Genomic DNA, 21348 nt, shown 5'->3' on the forward strand with positions numbered 1-21348 from the left:
TTGGGAGTAAATGTAGAATTTCTTCGATTTTTAAATTTATTAATTAAGGTTGTTCTACTGTAGAAGCCTTTTTCTCTTCAGTCTCAGACTCAATATAAGTGGCTGGTTTTAAATTAGAAAAATCAATAGCATCTGCAACTTTATCGAAAATAAGTGTGACAAATTTCAATTTTTCAATTTTTAAAGGTTGAGTATTAAAAATTGAAATCTGTAAGCTAAAGGTATCTTTAACTAGACTGGGATTGGCAACTGTTGCACGTACGTTTTGTTGTCCATTTGCTGTCACCATCATAAGAATTGCCTGAGGGGGATTGGTAGAAAAATTATTTTTTAATGTTTGGTTACTCCAGAGAGAGGCAAAGTTCTCAAGTGGAATTAAACTAGTCTTATTTTGGAGGGGAGTAAAATAAATAATATAGTTAGCAGGCTTATTTAAATTTAAAATATAATGATTTTTATGTAGAGGTGCTATATCAGCATCAGATGAACTAAGAAAAAGAAGTGAATTACTGGATATCGCAGAAACACAGCTGCTTAACCCAGACAGTAAAAGCGCCATGATCGTCTTCATTATTATCCTGTCTTATTTCTAGCTTATTTATTAGGCTAATATTCATTGCTCAACTTCCTACTGCAATATCTAGTTCTAATTAGCCTCCCTATCAGCAAGCTTGCTTTCTTCCTTAACTTTTTGAATTTTAATTAAATTAATATAATTGTTAAGTTCCTTTTTCTTGACAACCCAAATATTAGCTATCTTCTCAAGAGCGGTATAAATATTAATAATACGCATCATTTGCTCTTTCATTTTTTCTAAAACATTTAATTTTGTAGTTAAATCAATAATCGACTGCTCTTCTTTCATTATTTCTTTCTTCGTTTTTTCAGCTTCTTCATCACGTAAAAACAGTTTGTAATTACTATAAGCATAGGACAAAGCGTAATAAATTGTTAAAGAGACAGCGATACTAAATTCAATTAGTCGGGCACTTGGATTTCTTAGGGCTTGAGCAAGTGAATGTAGGCCTAGCTCTCTAGCTAGATTAGGTCCACCGGCTAGAAATACAAACATAGAGGCAAAGCCCCCCATTAAGGTTGGAATCACGCCTGCAATGAGCGCTAATAAATTTTTTCTTACCCAGGATTTTTGTTTAATAAAAGGATCTCGTTTATTAACAGGATTTGATAACACTTGAATAAAAGAGCTATTATCATCAGGTAGAGATAAATTCCACCCTTTCTTTTCCATTAAATCAACAACAGAAATATCGCTATCAGCATTAATAATCCAATGAGTTGTTAATAATCCATTTAGGCTATTTAGAATTTCATTAAGCCTATCTCCATAAAATTCATAGATACTTTCTGATTGGACTTCATCACATTTCTTGCGAATTACCAAACATAGATCATTAATCCAATTAATAAAGTCATTGTTTTCATTAAAAGCACAATACTCATGCAATGGATTACGGCCAACACTAGGCGTATTTTTGTAAAGGTAATTAAGCGAATGGTTAAGATATTTAATCATGGATTCAATCTGTTCTTGCTTTCTATTTAAGATCAAGCGAGAAACATGTAATTGTACATTCAGGATTTTTTGGGTATTAATTGCTGATTGCGCATTCTGAGCTGTTAGCTTAAAACTAAAGTATCCCACCAAACTACTTGTTAAAAGCGCAATAAAGGTAATGCCGGCAAGCGTAACAAATGAATTAAGATGGAGGTCCATAAAACCAGAAAATCCCATCCAAGCACCAAAGGTGCTAGTGATAATACAATTAAGCACTAAAGCGACATTACCTGATTTTTCCTTACCATCAGATTGAATATTATTGCGTTGCGTAAAATTAAGCGAACCTAATTGTAATAAACTTTTAAATTGTCTTTTATTTAAACTTTTTCTTAAGTGAGCCTCACCTAAGCGTAAATGGCCAAGGAGAATTTCAAGCTCAACTATATTTAAATCTTCTAAATTAACAACAGCCATTTGTCCTACAATTTTTTAATTAAAAAGTTAATTAGGAAATATAGTTTAACATAGAAAGAATTTAATTCGTAACCAATGGAAAAGTTAAACTGAGCTTACCATTACATCCTTATGCTATGACTTATCTGCATAATTTTCTTCCTATCATTCAACTGGATTTTGCGAACAAGTTGCGGGACGTAGACAGTGGTTAACGAAGCTATTTTCTTTATTCCTACGTCCCGTGGCTTGTCCACGGGATACAGTGGATATTTAATAGAGCGAGTTAGGAAGCTTAGCCACGTATAGGCTTAAAATTGATTGATTAACTATTTTTAAAAGGACTAAGGCTTTTCAAGTAATTGTAGGGCAATATAAGCAAGCCGCTTACCTAATTGTTTAGCTAATATCATTTCATCATCACTAATTGGATAACTATTATCAACGCCGGCAACATGAGACATACCATATGGACTACCTCCTGTTTTCGTCGTATTTAACACAGGCTCAGTGTAAGGAATGCCAACAAGGATCATGCCATGGTGTAATAATGGTAGCATCATACTTGTTAAAGTTGTTTCTTGGCCACCGTGAATAGTCGATGTCGAAGTAAAAACGCAGGCTGGTTTATTAGTTAGCTCACCTGTAAGCCATAAAGCCGTAGTACTATCCAAAAAATATTTTAGTGGGGCTGCCATATTACCAAAGCGCGTTGGACTACCTAATGCAAGCCCACTACAATATCGTAAATCTTCCAAGGTAGCGTAAGGGGCACCTGCATCAGGTATCGCTTTTTCTGTTGCCTCACAAACCGTCGATACGGGCGGCACTGTTCTTATACGCGCTTCAATCCCAGCAATACTTTCTATGCCACGTGCTATGTATTGTGCCAATTGGGCTGTAGCGCCATTTCTTGAATAGAATAAAACAAGAATATAGGGCTTCATTTTAATTTATTTCCTTCTCAATACTAAAACTAAATAAGTTTAACCTTTTATTGACTTTCGTTATATGTTCTTCAGGTAATCAAATGTAATGAAGGTTACAAATACAATGGTAAGTATCGTAGTCCAGGTAAGGCTACCATAATAGCGCCCTTTTTATCTTGTTTAACAAGTTTATTCATCATTATTGCTAAGACACCTAATTCTTGTAAAACTTATTAATTGTCACTCTTTTTTAACACATAGCTAAGGATTATCAATCCAAAAATTGATTAAATAAAACTTAAGGATGAAACACTTAACCAAACCAGTTATCATTTACTCTTTTATTATTTTAAAAAAATATTAGACAAGTTGATGACATTTAAAAGGGCTTTCTGTACAATTAGAAGCCTTTTATACCTGCTGCATTGGAGTTATGGCATGGCACATCCATTAATTAATATTTCACGGAAGCAAGCCTTATCTTTTGCTAGCTTTCTCGTGCTTTATCAATTTTTAACCTATATTGCCAATGATATGATTATGCCTGGTATGATTCAGGTGATCACTTCTTTCCATGGTCCTGAATCAGCAATTGCTACTTCATTAACAGCGTATATTTTAGGTGGAGCCAGTTTGCAGCTTTTCCTAGGCCCAATATCTGATCGAATAGGCCGCAAACCTGTCATGCTAACAGGCGCTATATTATTTTTTGTCTTTACCGCTTTTATTGCTTGCTCTAATTCAATTGGTCAATTTTTATTAGCTCGATATTTTGAAGGTATGGGTCTTTGCTTTATTGGTGTCATTGGTTATGCAACCTTGCAAGAAATTTTTGATGAAATGGATGCTGTTCGATTAGTGGCAACATTAGCTAATGTCGCATCACTGGCACCTTTGTTGGGCCCATTAGCAGGCGCCACTTTTATTCTTTATTTTCATTGGCGTGGTATTTTTGTCTTAATTGGTTCCTTTGCTTTACTAGCATTATGGGGGCTATGGCGATTTATGCCAGAACCTGTTGGCGCGCAAAAAACAGATGGACAAATTATTCCACGTATTTCTTTAGCACCGCGAGTTGTTTTAAGAAACTATATGCAGCTTTTAACCAATCCTAGCTTTATGGTAGGTGCATTGGCTGCTGGCATCGTTGGTGTTCCCTGCGTTGCCTGGATTGCGATTTCACCTATTATTATTGTTGCTGATGCAAAATTAAGTGTGATTGTTTATGCTCTCTGGCAACTACCTATTTTTGGAGCTGGATTATTAGGTAATTGGTATTTACATAGATTAACCCGCAAGAAAGCTCTCAAACCTATTATTTTCTTTGGCTCAATGCTAGCTACTGCTGGCTTACTTGCTACATTTTTATTACCCAGCCTCATTAATTCGAATTTTGAGTGGCTTTTGCCGGGCTTAACTTTATATGGCTTTGGCTTAGGAGTTACAGCAGCCCCACTAAACCGATATGTTTTATTTTCAACACCCGTAAGTAAAGGAACAGCTTATGCCATGATTAGTTTAATCAGTATGATAGCGCAAGCTGTTGGTGTAGAAATTGCAAATCATATTTATGAGCATCATAACAATAATTATTTTGGCTTATACTGTGCAATAGCTGGTTTAATCTATTTATTAGGTTTAGTAGCCGTTTTCGCTTTGTCTTTAAAAACAAAAGAAGATCTCTCTATTTCTGCACCAGCAGTTTAATAGAAGCTGGAATTAAAGGTTAACTTAAAGCGTATTAACCTACTAAAATAATGGAACTATCTATGGACTGGAGAAAGAAAGCCAATTTATATTGGGATAGGTTAGAACGATTTATTCGTTTTGTTATTAATCATTTTATTGAAGATGATTGTGCTTATCGTGCTTCCGCACTAGCTTTTACTACGCTATTAGCCATAGTGCCCTTAATGACTGTGGGTTTTTCTATCCTATCTTCTTTTCCGGTATTTCATAACTTTACGGGCCCCGTGCAGGATTTTATTTTTGAAAATTTTGTCCCTGCGACTGGTAAAATAATACAAAATTATATTCATGATTTTTCAATACAAGTTTCTAAGCTTTCAATATGGGGCGTGGCTTTTTTATTTATAACAGCCATCCTTGTTATGGTTACCATTGAACGTGCCATGAATAAAATATGGCGTGTATCTAGCGCTAGAAAAGGCGTTGCTGCTTTTTTGTTATACTGGGCTATTTTATCCCTCGGTCCTATTTTTTTAGGTTTAAGTTTAGCAGCCAGCTCTTATTTAATTTCTATTCCTTTCCTAAAAAATCAACAAGCTCCCTCCTTTATTGTAAGTATGCTACCTTTTTTACTTTCACTGACAGGCTTTACTTTTTTATATGTCATCGTTCCTAATCGTCCTATTCAATTTTGGCATGGTTTCATTGGCGGTTTATTTGCAACGATTTTATTTGAATCAGCTAAACAAGCATTTGCTTTTTATTTATCTAACTATGATACCTATCAATTGCTCTATGGTGCTTTTGCGATTGTACCCATTTTCTTTGTTTGGGTTTATTGGGTCTGGTTTATTACTTTATTAGGTGCCGAGGTAAGCTATGCACTTTCTGTTCATCATAAAAGACGTAGTGGAAAACCCATTGACCCCTTTTCTCATGCTTTACTTTGGCTCCAATTATTATGGCAAAAACAGAAAGAAGGACAAGGGCTGTGCCTTGATGAGCTCATTCAAGCGAGCACCCAACCCTATAAAATTGATAGTGATCATATGATTACTGAATTACAAAAAATCAATTTAGTTCATACAAGTATTGATGGGCGATATCAATTAAGTAGGAGTCTAAATGAAATTTCTTTATATTGGCTAAGTAAGCATCTCCCTTATAATTTGCCCGATCAATATGATTTTGAAGGCACTACAACCTCCCTTCCTTGGGAAGATATATTTAAAGAAAATGATAAGCTTTTACAACAATCTTTATCAATAAGCTTAAATGAATTATTTAGCAGTAGTGCATCTACAAACAAGAATATAGTTATTATTAATCAATCTGAGAATCGCTAAGCAAAACCTCAATAGCAAGATTCCCATCAGGGAATCCTAACTATAAAATGTAGCGTGCTAAATCTTCATCTTCTACTAATTTACCGAGATGAGCATCAACATAAGCTTTATCGACATGAACAATTTCGCCAGCTTTATCTGTTGCTTCAAAAGATACAACTTCTAAAAGCCGCTCCATTACAGTATAAAGTCGACGAGCACCAATATTTTCTGTACGCTCATTTACCCGCCAAGCAACTTCAGCAACTCTTTTAATACCTGTCTCATCAAATGTTAACTGTAATCCTTCAGTAGCCATAAGAGCAATATACTGTTCTGTTAAAGAATTGCTGGGCTCAGTTAATATTCGTACGAAATCATCTACAGTTAAAGCACTTAATTCTACACGAATTGGTAGGCGACCTTGTAACTCAGCAATCAAATCAGATGGTTTTGCAACATGAAATGCGCCTGATGCAATAAAGAGTACGTGATCAGATTTAACAGGTCCGTATTTAGTTGAAATAGTTGAGCCTTCAACTAAAGGTAATAAGTCACGTTGTACCCCTTCCCGCGATACATCACCACCACTACCATGCTCTGCCCGCTTAGCAACTTTATCTAATTCATCGATAAAGACAATACCATTTTGCTCAACACTCTCAATTGCTTTGGATTTGATATCTTCTTCATTAATTAACTTTGCGGCCTCTTCTTCTCGCAATAATTTCATTGCTTTAGCAATAGTTAATTTGCGAGTCTTCGTTCGGTTACTACCTACTTGATGAAACATAGCTTGCAACTGGCTAGTCATTTCTTCCATACCAGGCGGAGCCATAATTTCTATACCAACAGGTGTTGCAGCTAAATCAATCTCGATTTCATTATTATCTAGTGCACCTTCACGTAATTGCTTACGAAAGGCCTGTCTTGTTGCGCTATCTTTTTCTGCAGGCGATATACTACCTCTCGGGGGTGGTAGCAAAGCGTCAAGCACACGGTTTTCGGCAGCTTCTTCCGATAAATGCTCAACCTTTTTCATTGCTAATTGACGCTCTTGTTTTATCGATACATCAACCAAGTCACGCATAATTGAATCGACATCTCGACCTACATAGCCTACTTCAGTAAATTTAGTTGCTTCTACTTTAATGAAAGGTGCTTGTGCCAATTTTGCTAAGCGTCTTGCAATTTCTGTTTTCCCTACCCCTGTAGGTCCAATCATTAAAATATTTTTAGGCATTATTTCATTACGCAAATCAGGATCTTTAATTTGCATGCGGCGCCAACGATTACGTAGAGCAATCGCTACAGCACGCTTCGCTTCCTCTTGCCCAATAATATGTTTATTTAACTCCTCAACAATTTCACGTGGAGTCATGGTCATCGTGGTAATTATATTATTCACTGTCACTTTCCAATTCTTCGATAGTTAAATGATGATTAGTATAAATACAAATTTCACCCGCTATATTGAGACTTTTTTCTACTATATCTTTAGCGGACAAATCGGTATTTTTTAATAAAGCTCTCGCTGCAGCCTGAGCAAATGGTCCACCTGAACCAATTGCTATTAATCCACCTTCTTCTGGCTCAATAACATCACCATTACCTGTGATAATTAAAGAAGCTTTATTATCTGCTACTGCCAGTAATGCCTCCAAACGGCGTAACATTTTATCTGTACGCCAATCCTTCGCTAACTCTACAGCAGCTCGTACTAAATGCCCTTGATGCATTTCAAGTTTGCGTTCAAAGCGTTCAAAAAGCGTAAAAGCATCCGCGGTACCACCTGCAAATCCGGCAATTACTTTATCTTTATATAAACGCCTAACTTTACGTGCGTTCCCCTTCATGACCGTATTACCCATAGTGACTTGACCGTCACCACCAATAACGACTGTATTGCCTCGCCTTACTGATAGGATAGTTGTACCGCAATATTGTTCCAAAACTATTACCTCTAATCTAAATTAAGTTAAATTCATCAAGTGGGGGCTCATTACAAAAATTCAATAGGACATGGTAAAAATTTTCACTATTTGAACATGTAGCTCATGATTATAAAACGTCAATTTACAAAATTAATATTTTATGATTAAAAACTTACTTTACTTTTAAAAATTTTATTAAGACATCATTTCGTGATTAATACATTTTAAAGTATTCAACAAAGAAAAACGGGCAATGATATTATATCGCCATCATAAAATGACAAAATTTAATATCCATAAATACCACCCTTAAATAAAGGATACCCCATGAAGTAGCGGTTCTATCTCTAAATAATGCGCTAAGCTTTGACCAATATCAGCAAATGTTTCTCGTCGTCCGATAAATTTGCTTATTGTTTTAGGACCAAAAGCTAAAATGGGGATATGTTCGCGAGTGTGATCTGAGCCAGGAAAAGTAGGATCACACCCATGATCAGCTGCAATAAGAACTAAATCATCGGCTTTTAGCTTAGCTTGCAATTCCGGGAGTCGTAGGTCAAATTCTTCAAGAGCATGAGCATAGCCAGCAATATCCCTTCTATGTCCGTATGAAGAATCAAAATCTACAAAATTTGTGAAAATCAAACTTCCTCCTGGCGCTCTCTCTAAGGCGTCTAAGGTTGCATCAAATAAGGCCATGTTACCATCAGCTTTAATGGTTTCCGTTAAGCCTTGATGAGCAAAAATATCAGCTATTTTTCCAATAGCGATAACTTCTCGGCCCTGCTTTTTTAAAAAATCAAGCAACGTTGGCGCTGGCGGCAGAGTTGCATAATCGTGACGATTACCTGTACGTTTAAACGAACCTGGCGCACCTATAAATGGTCTTGCAATCACACGACCAATGTTATAATCATCAACAAGTTTACGAGCAATTTCACATACTTGATATAATTTATCTAAACCAAAATATTCTTCATGTGCTGCAATTTGAAAAACACTATCTGCAGAAGTATAAACAATAGGCTTACCCGTTTTAATGTGTTCTTCGCCAAGCTCATCGATAATAACAGTACCTGAAGCATGCTTCTGACCCAGTACACCAGGCAAACCTGTTTGCGCTAAAAAATCAGAAATTAATTTAGAAGGAAAGCAAGGGACAGTTTCTGGAAAATAACCCCATTCAAAAGTAACTGGAACGCCAGCTAATTCCCAATGACCGCTAGGTGTGTCTTTACCTAAACTCTGCTCAACAGCATAGCCATAATATCCAGCGGGCTTATCTAATGTATCAAGAGGTAATAACTTAACACCTGTACTTGCTAAAGCGGCATGATAAAGACCTAGTTTAGTTAAATTTGGAATATATAATGATCCTTGGCGAAGGCCACTACGATTAGCCTCTTCTTTTTCACATGCTAAATGAATATGGCCAAAAGTATCAGCACCCGTATCACCATAACGATGAGCATCCAAGCTGGCGCCAAGGCCAAAAGAATCCATCAATAAAATACATACCCTTCTTTCTGTCATGAATTAATCTTCCAAATTCTTCCCATACGTTTCTTTTAAACCAAATAAACCGAGTAAAGCAATAATAAGGCCAATAGGTAACATACAAGCCGCGAACTGATAATCACCTAAAGAATAGACAGGAATATTATTTAAAAATTTAACTTCGCCATGGTGAATTAAAAGGTAGCTATATAAATTTTGATAAAGAATATAGCCTCCTTGTACTAAGACAGATACAGAACTTATTGCGGTCGCAGTCATATTACTAGGGCTACTTTCTGCAACAACAGCATAACTTATAATTTGTGCTGCTGTAAAAAATCCCAATAAGAAAAACAGAACCTTCATCATTTGCGCAGTTAGCGGAAAATATAATATTAGGCAAAGGGTTAATAACGATAGCAATGCTGCGATTTTCATTGGTAAAATGCGCAGTCCTCGTTTGTCAGATAACCAACCAATAAATGGGCCTCCTAAGATAGCGCCTAAAAACAACATTGAGTTAATAACGGCTGCATCTTCTTTTGTTATATCTAATCGTTGCATTAAATATAAAGAACCCATCATTGCACCAAAAACAGCAATCGCCATATTCATCAAGCTTGCATACAAAGCAGCACGCATATTTTGACTATTTAAATAAGTTTGCCTCGCGATTCTTAATAACTCTTTTCCATTTTTTACTGCTACCGGCGGATTACTATTTTTTTTATCAACAATACCAAAATACATAATAATAAGCATACCTAAGCCAAGCCAGCCTACTTGTAATAGTGAATCTCGCCAACCAATCTGCCCTACCAATTTAGCTAAGGGATATTGCGCTAACATGCCACCAGTCATAGCAATAGTGACAATGACCCCAGTGATCATAGCCATTCGCCTTGGTGGAAACCAACGTGAGGCAATACGAACAGGGCCAAGAAAACAAAAGGCACTACCAATCCCTGTTATAAATCGACACAGTAATGCCAAATAAAAAGAGTGGGCGTATGCCAAAATAAATGTACTTAATATACAAAGTAACATTGCCACTAAAATTGTATTTTTAGCAGAATATCTATCAAGAACAACACCAGCTACAAGTAGAAAAACAACATTTGATAAATAATAAATACTTGATAAATAAGCCATTTTATCGGCTTGGATATGAAAGTCTTGCATAATATTATCGGCAATAGAAGCAAACATATTACCTTGAATACACTCGTAAAAGAAAAATAATGAAGCACTAAAGCAAACAATCCATGGCCATAACTTACTACCAAAATTAGCTACTTGATTAGATTCTTGTGCGATGTGCATTACATTTTCCTCTATCATTGCCTTGTTGATTCCGCTAACTATTCTTTGCCTTTACAATTTGTTTCCTTAGCTAATAACACTGCAACCAGTCCAGCGATAGCAGTCAAGGGAAACATCCACATGGCGTATTGAAAATCAGCAATAGAATACTGATTACTAGCTAAACCCGCGTGGTGTTGCATTAGCATACCAAATAAGACTTGTCCCATTCCTCCTCCGCCCATTATTAGGACAGAGGCAAGCCCTGTTGCAGCGCCTGTGTTGTCCTTTCCATTGCTTTCTGCGATTAAAGGATAGCTAATTACTTGCGTACTGGTAAAAAAGCCTAACGTAAAAAAGAGAATACTTAATTGTAATTGGGTAAGTCTAATACCTAAAAAGAAAGGCAATACAGTAATTAAAGTAATTAATGCGCCTAATATCATAAGTGGCTTACGTTTACCTTGATGATCAGATAGCCAGCCTGCAAGAGGACAGCCAATAATACTGCCAATAAATATTAAACTTACAATATTGCTCGCCGCAAACCCTGAGACTTGATGAACCACTTCTAAATAACTTGCACCCCAAAGTGCACACAAAACCATGATAGGTAAATTTAGGAAAGAAGTATAAAGTCCTGCCAACCAGTTTTGCCGATTTTTTAGAGCCCGTATAAAACTCGATAAAATATGTGTCTGTATGTCACTCTTTCTTATTGCTCTTCCCTTAGGGCTATCTTGAACAATAATAGCAATCCATCCTAATAACAATATACCTAAAGCACCATCAAGCAATAAAGAATTACGCCAACCATATAATTCATTTAACCGGGCAAATGGCGTATGAGCCATCATGCCACCTAAAAAAGCCATGGTTACGAGTAAACCAATTACAAATGCTTGTCTTCGAGGCGGGAACCAACGAGAGACTAAAACAACGCAAGATAAGAAACAAAATGCATTACCTATCCCAGACAGAAAATGAAAAAAACAAGCCCAATAAAAAGAATTAGTTAAAGCAAAACCAAAGGTACCTATAACGCATAAAAACATCGCAATAAGAATAACAAGACGGGTTGAGAATCGATCTAAAATAATTCCCGCTGGCAGTAAGAAAAGGATATCAGCCCACAAATAAGTACTAGACATCCAACTAAGTTCAGTAGCATCTAGATGAAAGTCATGGCGAAGAGGTAAATTGATTACATCAAAAATATTAAGTTGAAAAAACTCATAAAAGAAAAACAGGCCAGCTGATAAACAAACAAGCCATGCCGTGATACTATTTCGAGGTAAAACATCGCCCGCATCAATTGTCACTGAACTAGACAATAGCTACTCCTTCGCATGGTCTGCAAAAATTGGCCAGCATTATATCAAATCACCATTAAATTTGGTATCTTTTTTGAACAAAAAAATGATTAGCCAAAATTACTCTTTAACGCATAAAAATTTTTTCTAAGTTAATAATCTTTATATAATAAAAATTCTAATTTGTTAATGATTAAATCAGCTAAGGTTTGCATGTTGAAAGAAGTTAACCATTATATATCACCTTTAGTACTTCTTGTATTCGCTTTGATATAGCCAAACCTGCCTTGATCACTTATAGTGATTAAAGTTTAATTTATAAGGATGACTGATGATAAAAGCAAAAGGTTATGCCGCCGAAACCGCTAAAGCACCCCTAAAGCCTTTTTCTTTTGAACGCCGCGATGTTGGTGATTATGATATTCTAATCGATATTCACTATTGTGGTATTTGCCACTCTGATATTCATCAAGCGCGCGACGAATGGGGAGGTTCTTTATTTCCTATGGTGCCTGGGCATGAAATTGTTGGTACAGTTGCCGAAGTTGGTTCAGCTGTCACTAAATTTAAAGAAGGAGATAAAGTAGCTGTTGGTTGCTTTGTCGATTCTTGTAGACACTGTGAGCCTTGCGAGAGTCACATTGAACAATTTTGTATAGAAGGCCCCACATCAACATATAATAGTATGGAGCGTGATGGCAGTCGGACTACACAAGGTGGATATTCCAATTGCATCGTGGTTAATGAACATTTTGTTTTGCATCTTCCTGATAACCTTCCTATGGCAGCAGCAGCACCGTTATTATGTGCTGGTATAACCTTATATTCTCCTTTACACCACTGGCAGGCGGGACCTAATAAAAAAGTTGCTATTGTAGGCCTAGGTGGCCTTGGACATATGGGTATTAAATTAGCGCATGCAATGGGAGCTGAGGTCTCTGCCCTAAGTCATTCACCTTCTAAAGAAAAAGATGCAAAACGCCTTGGTGCTGATAATTTTTATGCTTTAACTGACGATGAAGCGTTTCGTAAGTTACATAATTCATTTGATCTTATTATCAATACCGTTTCTGCACCTATCGATTGGAATAAATATTTACAACTATTAAAATTAGATGGAACCATGGTTATGGTTGGTGTACCAGAAAAAAATATTCCTGTTAGTGCAATGACTTTAATCGGAAATCGGCGAAGTTTAGCAGGTTCATTAGTTGGTGGTATTAAAGAAACACAAGAGATGTTAGATTTTTGTAGCAAACACAATATAACATCTGATATTGAAATGATTCCTATTCAACAAGTTAATGAAGCTTATGAGCGGGTACTTAAGAGTGATGTACGTTACCGCTTCGTTATTGATATGGCCTCCCTTAAAAACGATTAAATTTTGTCATTAACCGCAAGTGTTTCATTTACTTGCGGTTTTACTAAAGTAAGCGATATGCAAGCTAGGCAGGCAACTACAATTAAATAAAAAGCAGGTGCTGTGCTTATCCCTGTGTAATAAATAAGAGAAAATGAAATAAATGGCGTTAAACCACCAAAGAAAGCAAACCCTAAATTATAACTAACGGCAATCCCACTATAACGAATAGACGTTGGATATAGCCTACTTAGAAAACCAGGAATGATACCCGCCGAAAGTCCCATTAAAACTGCACTTAGTAATAGGGATACGATGTAATAGGAAGTTAAATAAGCATAAATAGCAAAAATAGGATAAGCTAATACTATTAATAAAACACTAAGAATTAAAATTAACTTTTTAGTATGAAATTTATCACTAAGATAACCAAAAGGTACAGCAAGGCAAGAACCTAGAGCTACGGCTGCAGTGCGCTCCCAGAGATAAGTAGTCGCAGATAAATTTAATATTTCTTTAAAATAAGCAGGAATAAATAAAAAAAGAGAGGTAATAATGGCAGCACAAAGTGCCGTAAGTAAAGCGCCATTAAGCGTATTCTTACCTTGCTGTTTTATCACTGTTAAAAGAGGAAATTTTTCTGTTTGTTTTTCAATTGCTTGAAATTGCAATGATTCATATAAATTGCGCCGCATTCTATAACTAAACAAGCCCATTATACCGCCAACAATAAATGGTAATCTAAACCCATATGCTTGCATTTGCATATCATTAAACGAACTTACAATAATGGCATAAACGACTGAGCCTATAACAATACCCATTGTTAAAGCACAAAAAATTATGCCACAAGCAAGTCCCCTTTGTTCCGGTATAGACTCACTGACATAGGTGATAGCACCCGGTATTTCCCCGCCAACAGATAAACCTTGTAAAATTCGAAAAATTAATACTAGTATTGGTGCACTTAGTCCTATTTGATTATAAGTAGGCGTACAGCCTATCCCCAAGGTAGCTATAGCCATTAAAAAAATAGAGATAGTAAATGTGCTTTTTCTACCAAAGCGATCACCAAAATGACCAAAGATAATGCCACCAATTGGCCGCACAATGTAACCAATAGCAAAAGTAGCAAAAGTAATGATTAAACTAACAAGAGGATGAGTTACTGGGAAGAAGACGGCAGCCAAATAACTTGCAAACAGGGCGTAAATAATAAAATCATAAAATTCTAAGACTCCGCCTAAGCTTGAGAGAAATAATAGTCTTTTTTGGTTATTAGTCATATATTCCTATATTTATATTAAGTTCCTTTTATTAAAGACAAATTGGCAGGTTTAACTTGAAAACTTTTCCAATTGGGTACAAGTATCATCTGTTTTATAACAGAATCAATTAACTTGTTACTTAATAAAACTAGTATTATTAAAAGAAAAATAATGTAGCGGTTTAAATAATACCAAAAACCTTGTTGTTGCGGCTCAACAATATAATTATTTTGTAGCCAATTAGATATAGCAATACATATCGGTAAATAAATTAAAACAATAATTTCAGCAAAAATGCGTGTTTCCGCAACCAAGCCTACACCTAATAAGCCTAAAAAATAAAAAAAAGTAATATAGCGAATACGTCGATATTTTAATGGAATGTAGTCATAAAAAGTAAACCAAAACAAAGGCAATCCTGCGAAGGCAAAGATAAACATAAAAATATTTTGATCGGCAAAAAGCCACTGCATATTTACTGAAAAATTAGTTACTGAAGTATCATATCGATACCAGTAGGTGTATAAGCCTGATAAATTTAAAACCAAGTAATAAAGCCATAAACGAGCCAAAATATAAGCGCCTAAGCATGAAAAAAAGGGGACTAATAATTTGGATATGTCTTTACAGGAACGCAGATATAGAGCTGGAATTAAAAGAACAATTAAAATACTGCTCTCACGGTTTAGAGTTGCAAAAAAAACACATACTATTAGCCAAAACCAATTTTTTTTTAAACATAAATACAGACCAAGAATAATAAAAAATAGTGACGGTGTGTCATAAGGATAAAAAATAGCCGCGGCCCCGCCTTGTAAAGTAAATCGATAATTAATAATGGTACATAACGGTAACAAAAGGAAAAAAAGCCAGCTGAGCAAAAGGGCTAATTTATTATTAAACTCTAACTGTAATAATTTTTGTAAGGCGAAAAATGTTAAAATAACGAATAAAAGCTCTAAAAGAAAAAAAATTTCATGAGCCTGTAATGAAATCACGCTTGATATCAAGCGTGCTATGAATGGAACAAGCTGACGTTGGGCAAAAGGCAGTGGGACTGTAAAATCTAGCCAACTTTCTAGAGGAATTTGATAATAAAGACCCGTTAATTTTACATGAATATAAGCATATCCTAGTAATAAGACACTCGTAATAAACCAACATTTATAACGAAAGATATCTCTATTTAGACCTTTCGATTCTTGCACCATAGTTTAATCCTAAATTCCTTTTCCCATAGCATAGAGTAAATAAATTAGTTTTTTGGGCTTGGCCTCAAATTGATAATAAGTGAAATGAATCTTATGAGGAATCATTGTCCTTCCCACCTAGGCCAGAAGCTATTTCTTAAACATCACCCTAGTTTGTTTGAAATGGACTCCCACCTATGCCGGACCGACAAATTCACTTACTCTATTAATCAGAGGTCACACCTAGTTTTTCTCAGAAAAGCTTAGCTTTAATAACTAAATTTAAATTAATAATTAATTACTTAGTGGTTTGTATGATAGGTAATTTAATATCCTATAGTAAATCAAACATAAATAGCAGAATTTATCTTACTTGTAATTACAATAGTAAAATATTTCTTTTTATAAAGAGATATGTTATTGCTTAGCGAAAAATTTGACGGCAAATAATATGATTAACTTAAAAAATTACTTTAAAAAGATAAATGTAAGTGAAAAACCTTTCGTCTCTTTAACTAACAAAGAGCAGCTTGAATTTCTAGAGCAAATTTATTTTGCGCATTTAAAAACGTTTCCTTATGAGAATTTTCAATTAAGAGTTATCGCTAAGCAACATCTTTTAAAACGACAATCATTAAATTTTTTTAGTTATGACATGTTACTTACAGGTAATCAAGGCGGCTACTGTTGTCAAACAGCCATGCTTCTATATGACGCTTTAACGCAAATTGGTTTTTCTGTAAAACCTTATATAGGGCGTATATTAAATGGGGCTCCAGTCAATGATCCAAAAATCCTAGAATTACCTCCCACCCATATGCTTTTAGTTGTACGCATTGAAAATCAAGAATTTTTTCTTGATCCAGGACTTGGCTCAAGTGCACCAAGGCAGCCCATCTTAATTACAAATTCAGAACAACTAGTTAGTCAATATCCTGATCAATATAAACTTTACCCAATAGGCAACTTTTATGTCCTTGAACGACAAATCGATGGCAATTGGACGAGGTTACTGCAAACCGATTTACAAGAAGCAAGTATAAAACAGTTACAAAATAACTTATTAAAACTTGAACGCCACCCTTCTATTTTACCAATTCGTGATGAAAAAACATTAGTGGGTATCATAACCAATGAAGGCCGCAAAGTTTTAATATGGGATGTTGCCTCTAATGAATTAAAGTTTTCAAAACAAATAGGTGAACTCTACATTAAAGAAACGCTCTCGGATTTCAAAATTGGGCAAAGAAAGTTAGTTGATGAGTTTAATATTCATTATATTTCTGTATCTGCTTTAGAAGATTTTTGTAAAAAAATTATTTTACCAAAACCTATTCGTCCTTGGGAAATTAATTTACCTATTGAGGAAACAGAACTGGCAAGTTTAGAAAAAAACTTAAATTTTACATGATAAGATAGTTCATTAGAAATTAAGCTGCAAGAGTATATTATAGAGATAAGTAACTTTTAAACTTAAGCTCTTATTTTCTTCTAAGCTAAATATAATTAGTCAGGAGGCCGCGGTTTTTCTTTAGGCCCATTTAAGTAAATGAGGTAGTTAAATAAACTATCTACTGTTTTAAGTTTCTTAGTTGAGATTAATACATCTTCTAAATTTCTTCTATATTCCCTATTTTTTAATAAGCTTCCAATCGTTGCTATAAATCCAGGATCTCTTTTCAAAATTTCTGCATTTTCTTTGATTGAAAGACAATTTATCAATCACAGGCCGTAGCGCATCAGTATACCAAGGCATAATAATTTGTTAGACCGTCACAACATATATTTATTTTAGTACAACTAAACGTTGCTGCCTTAAAATTGAGCATCCCTTAATGCACGCATTAAGTTTGACAGCAATTTTGATATCTACTCGATTAATGCAGCAAAAATTTAAGCTAAATTAATCTAATTAATAATTTCTTAATAATTTGTTTTTATAATGAGCGGAATGTCTCTGATTTAGCTGCACCATGGAAACATTTGAGCATAAAACTGCTGGTGATCAAATAAGAATTGAAACATTTAATAATCCCTATCTTCACGGAAGTGATACGCTTAATCCAAATCCTAAGAATAAATTGACGCTTACCCTCATGCATTTAGTAGATGGGATCCCAGTACCTCTTGCCTTAACCTTAAGTGCAGGCGATATCGTTGCTCTTGCTGGTGATTATTATACGAAAGCAGGCTGGGGTAATGAATTAGAGCTCCCACTTTCCTTACATAAAAGTTCTAATGTTTATGAAAACAGGCAGTTAATTGACTTACCTATTAAATTAACTGAACAAAAAGCTTTTAATGAAGCTTACCATGATCTGGCCTCTCCTGCTGTCAAAAAAACTGATATAAAGCGTATCTATAGTATTGAAGATAAGCTACCAAGATTACTGCAACAGTTAGTTTATGCCTTTACGGTCAAAAATTATGGCGCTAAATTAGTAGATAATGAGGCTCATTTTGCACCTTGGTCCCTAAGAGCTTATTTAGTTGGTCATAACACTGCCTTAAAGATGTCGTATTTTGCCTATATTTTTCAGCAGCTAGCTAAAAAGGAAATCACCTTAGAAAGTGACAGTGTTCCCTTAGAAATAAAGGATATAATTAGAAAAGTTAACAGCTCTTCTCTAGATAAAAATCCATTTAATTTTCAATATTTAGATGATAATTCGATTTATGAAGAATTAAAAAACCGTTATCACGCTTTAGCGGTTAGCTACGAATTATTTACACTTCACTTTTACTCTGATCATTTTGCAGGTGGGCACTTAAGCCGTATAGGATTATTACGCAAAAAAATGCCTGAGCAATTTGGTGTTTGGGGCAGCATTTTAATCAATAATATGCATAATGAAGACAATACAGATGGTGTTACTACAACAAATTCTTTTCAATTTATAAAATATCGTAAGCATAAAAAATTTCGCGACGGCAGTACCCATCAAGAAGACTCTTTTATAGCCCTTCATGAAGATTGCCGAGCTTATGGCGACGGGACCTATAACAAGCGTAATAATGATGAAAATAGTAATATGTTGATTAATGGCATGGATAATTCATTAGGTGATATTGCTCACATTATGACGACTGGCCATGTCCGCCCATCTACAGCATATGGCGGCTTAACCTTTTTACCTGAAATTGATTATACTAAGCGCCAAGCACAGCCTCTGCTCATCCAGGGAAAAGATGGGAGAGTGTATTTTCGGAAAAATATTAGAACGATTGAAATGCTTTCCCCTATAGAATATAAAAACATGCTAGCTAAACCGACTAGTTATGGTTATCAAGAATTGACGAAATTTAAAGCATTTCTTGTGGTCTTTAAATTAGAAGTACTTGGTTTTTATTTTTTCCCAAAGATCAAAGAATTAACATCTATTAAACAGGCTGCTATTGAAGAGCAGGAGATAAAACAAGTTCAACCTAAGCGTCTTGGTGTAGAAGCTGACTTTAAAGTTCGTAGCAGTAAACCCATATCTATTTCCATACAACCAGTTAAACATATGCAAGAGGATAAACTTCCTCAATTATCACCCAAAACTCCTCAGAGGTTATTCGGTTTTCATCCGTTTTGGCGTCCTCATACGAATTATGTTAGTAAAACACCTGATTCATCTTCTATAAAATATGAGCAAGATGAGCACCTACCTAGTTCTGCTCCATAAATAATACTCTTAGCAAGGTTTGAATAAATAATAAACCCCTGACATACTTAATTATAATATTACCAATAGTATCACAAGATAGGAGCCTCTTATGACTACTGTAGGGACGTATCTTGCACAGCGTCTTCAAGAGCTAGACATTAAAGACTATTTTGCAATTCCTGGCGATTACAACTTAGGGCTACTGGATGAGCTTTTAAAAAATACTTCGTTAAACATGATCAACTGCTGTAATGAACTTAATGCCGGCTATGCTGCAGATGGCTATGCTCGAGTAAAAGGTGTATCTGCGCTGGTGGTGACTTACAGTGTAGGCGGGTTAAGTGCAGTTAATGCTGTTGCAGGCGCTTATGCAGAAAACCTACCGATTATTGTTATTTCTGGAGGACCTAATACCAACTCTGTTCAAGATGCTGAAATCTTACATCATACATTAGCAACTGAAAATTACAGTTATGTTCGAGATATATTTTCGCATGTTACGGCACATAGTGTTTTTATTCATAGACCCAGTGATGCCCCAATGCAAATAGATACCGCCATTGCTATAGCTTTGGAGAAAAGAAAGCCAGTCTATATTGAAATTGCCTGTAATATTTCGACCTTAGAAATTTCACCGCCAACAAAACGAGCGCTTAATGTCAAACGATTAAGTGATACTTCTTCTTTGCAAGCAGCCATTGCAGATACAGTTGCCAAATTAAATGCTGCAGTTAAACCTGTACTTATAGCAGGTAGTAAATCACGTTGTTGCGATGCAGCTGCAATGATTGAATCATTAAGTCAGTCTTGTGGTTATGCATTGGCAGCGATGCCCGATGCAAAAGGATTTGTTTCAGAACAGCATCCTAATTACATTGGTATTTATTGGGGGCCAGTGAGCACACCTGGCTGTAGGGAGATTATTGAATCCAGTGATTTATATTTCTTTGTGGGACCTAATTTTAATGATTATACAACCGTTGGACACGTATGTAACATACAACCCAAAAAATTAATTACGATTGCTGATGGCAGCGTATCTGTAGCGGGTAATGTGTACACCGATGTATACATGAATGAATTTTTGCGTGGCCTGCAAGATCAATTAAATTACAATGATACGGCATTAAAAGCTTACAAACGTATTGAGGGCTCTGCACCTTTATATATAAAACCGAAAGATTTGAATTCGCCCCTAACCAATCGTTTTTTATTTGGTCAAATTCAAAAGCTGTTAAGTAGTGATTATGCTGTTTTAGCAGAAACAGGAGATTCTTGGTTTAATGGCATGCGCCTTAGTCTACCTAAGGATTGTCAATTCGAAATACAAATGCAATATGGCTCAATAGGATGGTCTGTTGGCGCCCTATTAGGTATGCAAGCAGCACTACATAATAAAAAGCGGGTTATTGCTCTTATTGGTGATGGCTCCTTTCAAATGAGCGCGCAAGAAATTTCCACACTGGTACGATATGGTTATAAGCCCATTATCTTTTTGATGAATAATGCATCATATACTATTGAAGTTCAAATTCATGATGGGCCATATAATATTATCAATAATTGGCATTACGCGACTTTAATTGATGTTTTTAATGGTGACACGGGTACAGCACGTGCCTTTAAAGCGCATACTCATCAGGAACTATTAGATGTCATAGAAGAAGCAAAACAAGCCGATACACTATGTTTTATTGAAGTATTTTTAGATAGAGATGATTGCAATAAAAATTTATTAGAGTGGGGAGCTCGAGTAGGTGCTTATAACGGCCGGCCACCTCGAACAAATTAAATAGGCTCAGATAGGTTAAGCTTTATAATGGGCCAATAATATTATTAGCTCTTACTTAGGGCACGCCTAATAACTTTTAGCCTTTTTCAAACTACCATTGATGAATTGCTTTCTTTTGAGGTTA

17 protein-coding genes are annotated in these 21348 nt (G+C 35.4%); 6 read left to right on the forward strand and 11 right to left on the reverse strand.

Annotated features, from left to right (window positions below):
* Positions 1–43 precede the first annotated feature (43 nt).
* From DYH30_RS13520 to wrbA, 3 genes are all read right to left on the reverse strand, one after another.
* Positions 44–571, reverse strand: coding sequence for a hypothetical protein (locus DYH30_RS13520; RefSeq protein ID WP_131740637.1), 528 nt, complete (start codon positions 569–571; stop codon positions 44–46).
* A gap of 75 nt (positions 572–646) precedes the next feature.
* Positions 647–1993: a hypothetical protein gene (locus DYH30_RS13525; protein ID WP_115332154.1), complete on the reverse strand. Its 1347-nt coding sequence runs from the start codon at positions 1991–1993 to the stop codon at positions 647–649.
* 323 nt (positions 1994–2316) lie between these two features.
* Positions 2317–2919 carry an NAD(P)H:quinone oxidoreductase gene (gene wrbA / locus DYH30_RS13530; RefSeq protein ID WP_115332155.1) on the reverse strand — a complete coding sequence of 201 codons (603 nt, stop codon included), beginning with the start codon at positions 2917–2919 and terminating at the stop codon, positions 2317–2319.
* 420 nt (positions 2920–3339) lie between these two features.
* Here wrbA and DYH30_RS13535 point away from each other — a divergent pair, with 420 nt between their 5' ends.
* Together DYH30_RS13535 and DYH30_RS13540 are read left to right on the forward strand one after the other, a co-directional pair.
* Positions 3340–4608, forward strand: coding sequence for an MFS transporter (locus DYH30_RS13535; RefSeq protein WP_115332156.1), 1269 nt, complete (start codon positions 3340–3342; stop codon positions 4606–4608).
* Between the two features lie 62 nt (positions 4609–4670).
* Positions 4671–5936 (forward strand): YihY family inner membrane protein, encoded by a 1266-nt coding sequence (locus DYH30_RS13540; RefSeq protein ID WP_115332157.1) that lies wholly within the window; start codon positions 4671–4673, stop codon positions 5934–5936.
* 40 nt (positions 5937–5976) lie between these two features.
* Here DYH30_RS13540 and hslU read toward each other — a convergent pair whose 3' ends face one another.
* The 5 genes from hslU to DYH30_RS13565 all read right to left on the reverse strand — a co-directional run bounded on the left by hslU (position 5977) and on the right by DYH30_RS13565 (position 11982).
* Positions 5977–7302 carry an ATP-dependent protease ATPase subunit HslU gene (gene hslU / locus DYH30_RS13545; RefSeq protein WP_174233283.1) on the reverse strand — a complete coding sequence of 442 codons (1326 nt, stop codon included), beginning with the start codon at positions 7300–7302 and terminating at the stop codon, positions 5977–5979.
* A gap of 13 nt (positions 7303–7315) precedes the next feature.
* Complete coding sequence (hslV, locus tag DYH30_RS13550) at positions 7316–7867, reverse strand: ATP-dependent protease subunit HslV (RefSeq protein WP_115332158.1); 552 nt, start codon at positions 7865–7867, stop codon at positions 7316–7318.
* Positions 7868–8158: 291 nt separating this feature from the next.
* Positions 8159–9382, reverse strand: coding sequence for a phosphopentomutase (locus tag DYH30_RS13555; RefSeq protein ID WP_115332159.1), 1224 nt, complete (start codon positions 9380–9382; stop codon positions 8159–8161).
* A gap of 3 nt (positions 9383–9385) precedes the next feature.
* Entirely contained in the window at positions 9386–10669 is a 1284-nt protein-coding gene (locus DYH30_RS13560; protein WP_242604687.1) for an MFS transporter, read from the reverse strand.
* Positions 10670–10707: 38 nt separating this feature from the next.
* Complete coding sequence (locus DYH30_RS13565) at positions 10708–11982, reverse strand: MFS transporter (RefSeq protein WP_115332161.1); 1275 nt, start codon at positions 11980–11982, stop codon at positions 10708–10710.
* Positions 11983–12292: 310 nt separating this feature from the next.
* On the opposite strand from DYH30_RS13565, the gene DYH30_RS13570 reads away from it, so the two are divergent.
* Positions 12293–13345, forward strand: a complete 1053-nt coding sequence (locus DYH30_RS13570) for an NAD(P)-dependent alcohol dehydrogenase (protein ID WP_115332162.1) — start codon at positions 12293–12295, stop codon at positions 13343–13345.
* Here DYH30_RS13570 and DYH30_RS13575 read toward each other — a convergent pair.
* Together DYH30_RS13575 and DYH30_RS13580 are read right to left on the reverse strand one after the other, a co-directional pair.
* A complete protein-coding gene (locus tag DYH30_RS13575; protein WP_115332163.1) occupies positions 13342–14610 on the reverse strand; it encodes an MFS transporter in 1269 nt (422 codons plus the stop codon). The two genes, DYH30_RS13570 and DYH30_RS13575, sit on opposite strands and share 4 nt — an antisense overlap.
* Positions 14611–14627: 17 nt before the next feature.
* Positions 14628–15803 (reverse strand): hypothetical protein, encoded by a 1176-nt coding sequence (locus DYH30_RS13580; RefSeq protein WP_176579742.1) that lies wholly within the window; start codon positions 15801–15803, stop codon positions 14628–14630.
* A gap of 430 nt (positions 15804–16233) precedes the next feature.
* Here DYH30_RS13580 and DYH30_RS13585 point away from each other — a divergent pair, with 430 nt between their 5' ends.
* On the forward strand, positions 16234–17193 hold the full coding sequence (locus DYH30_RS13585) for an arylamine N-acetyltransferase family protein (protein ID WP_115332164.1): 960 nt from the start codon (positions 16234–16236) through the stop codon (positions 17191–17193).
* A 95-nt stretch (positions 17194–17288) separates the two neighbouring features.
* Here the strand turns inward: DYH30_RS13585 and DYH30_RS18025 are convergent, their stop codons facing one another.
* Complete coding sequence (locus tag DYH30_RS18025; RefSeq protein ID WP_160116216.1) at positions 17289–17465, reverse strand: hypothetical protein; 177 nt, start codon at positions 17463–17465, stop codon at positions 17289–17291.
* 290 nt (positions 17466–17755) lie between these two features.
* Between DYH30_RS18025 and DYH30_RS13590 the strand changes: the two genes are divergently transcribed.
* Positions 17756–19450: a hypothetical protein gene (locus tag DYH30_RS13590; protein ID WP_115332165.1), complete on the forward strand. Its 1695-nt coding sequence runs from the start codon at positions 17756–17758 to the stop codon at positions 19448–19450.
* Between the two features lie 91 nt (positions 19451–19541).
* Positions 19542–21224: a thiamine pyrophosphate-binding protein gene (locus DYH30_RS13595; protein ID WP_115332166.1), complete on the forward strand. Its 1683-nt coding sequence runs from the start codon at positions 19542–19544 to the stop codon at positions 21222–21224.
* Positions 21225–21348 lie beyond the last annotated feature (124 nt).

This window comes from Legionella busanensis (assembly GCF_900461525.1).
GTDB lineage: Bacteria > Pseudomonadota > Gammaproteobacteria > Legionellales > Legionellaceae > Legionella_C > Legionella_C busanensis.